Source organism: Streptomyces spongiae, assembly GCF_009377185.1.
Classification (GTDB): domain Bacteria; phylum Actinomycetota; class Actinomycetes; order Streptomycetales; family Streptomycetaceae; genus Streptomyces; species Streptomyces spongiae.
On sequence record NZ_VJZC01001045.1, the window covers coordinates 1 to 1,520 of the forward strand.

The 1,520-nt window shown below is 68.4% G+C and carries 1 protein-coding gene; it reads left to right on the forward strand.

Features of this window, described 5'->3' with window-relative positions; translation table 11 throughout:
- The first annotated feature begins 202 nt into the window (after positions 1 to 202).
- Entirely contained in the window at positions 203 to 1,450 is a 1,248-nt protein-coding gene (locus tag FNH08_RS49980; RefSeq protein WP_152778644.1) for an esterase/lipase family protein, read from the forward strand.
- Positions 1,451 to 1,520 lie beyond the last annotated feature (70 nt).

Genomic DNA, 1,520 nt, shown 5'->3' on the forward strand with positions numbered 1-1,520 from the left:
GTGGTTGGGGGTGGGTGGCTCGATCCCGGAGTCCTCGTCGACCGTCGCGCCCGCGTACGCGAGGCGTGAGGAAAGGAGCAGTAAGAGGCGTTTTGTCCACGGAAGAGTGATGCAGCCGGATCAGGGCGAGGATCGGATGCGCGCGTGGGGACGATGACCGTGTTCGGTGTGACCGGCCGCGACACCAAGGAGTCGTCGAAGCATGTCCAAGCCTGTTGTCAGTATCTGGGGCACCCCTCCGGGGGCTCAGCCCGCAGCCGCGGAAGCGGACCCCTGGGACACCGCGTGGGAGCTCCGCAACGGAACCGCCTGGGTCTTCTACAGCTCATCCGGGCAAACGGCCGTCAGGCGGCCGGTGATCCTCGCCGACGGCTTCGCCATGGGAGGGAGCAACGGCCACCTGCTGTACGACGGCCTGGAGAACGGGGACTACCCTTTCATCTCCTCGCTGCGTGAGAACGGCTTGGACGTCGTCCTCCTGGGCTTCGACGACCGGTCCGCGTCCATCCTCGACAACGCCGACGTCGCGATCGAGTGCATCCGCAGGACGATCGCCGACCGCGAAGGCGACGCCATGCTGACCGTGGGCGGCTTCAGCATGGGAGGAATGGTCACCCGCTACGCCCTGGCCAAGATGGAAAGGCAGCGGGAGGACCACCAGACCTCCACCTACCTCTCCTACGACACCCCGCACCGCGGCGCGTGGCTGCCCCTCGGAGTCCAGGCATTCGCCCACTTCGTGAAGGAACACTGGGGCAACACCAACCCGTTCCTCAGCCTCTACTCCGACCTGGTCAACAGCCCGGCCGCACGCCAGATGCTGCGCTGGCACATCGAAACCGGCGCCGAGGTCACCCTCGACGTCGCCGACGGCCAGGACCGGGAACGGACGGACTTCCTGGAGGCACTCCAGCGGGTGGGCGACTGGCCCCAGCGCCCCCGCCTGCTCGGTGTCGCCAACGGAACGGGCACCGGCGCCGGGAACAACATCCCCGCCGACGACACCGCGATGGCCGCCCCCGGACCGAGGGTGGACGCCCACCTCCGCACCCAGGGCCAGGGACGGCAGACCGTCGCCCAGATGGCGAAGGCGCGCCAGGCCGCCGTCTCGATCAACACCACCGGCTTCCCCGAACTCGACGGCGCTCCCGGCGGCCTCTTCCCCAAAGCCCCGCTCCTGGAAGACGCCGCCAACTTCGGTATGGCCGCCGTGCTGGCCGCGATGGTCAACGAGCAGAAGGCGACTCTCACCCACAACGCCTCCACCTTCGTCCCCACCATCAGCGCCGTGGCGTCGGCCGACATCGACGACCACACCGCCCTCTACACCAAGGTCGACCGCGAGAGGAGCGAACTCCACGACTTCCTCTGCGCCGGCACCAACGAAGGCCACACCGTCATGACCCCGGAGCTCGGCCGGTGGATCCTGGCCCGGCTCCAGGAGGCGTAGCCACCGGCCGAGGACGGCAAACGAACAAGATCTACTTTCGCTGCGGACCCTAGGCGCGTGGGGTCGGGAG

Bases quoted from the DNA above. Each gene is read 5' to 3' on its own strand.
- FNH08_RS49980 (WP_152778644.1), top strand. From the start codon at position 203: ATGTCCAAGCCTGTTGTCAGTATCTGGGGCACCCCTCCGGGGGCTCAG.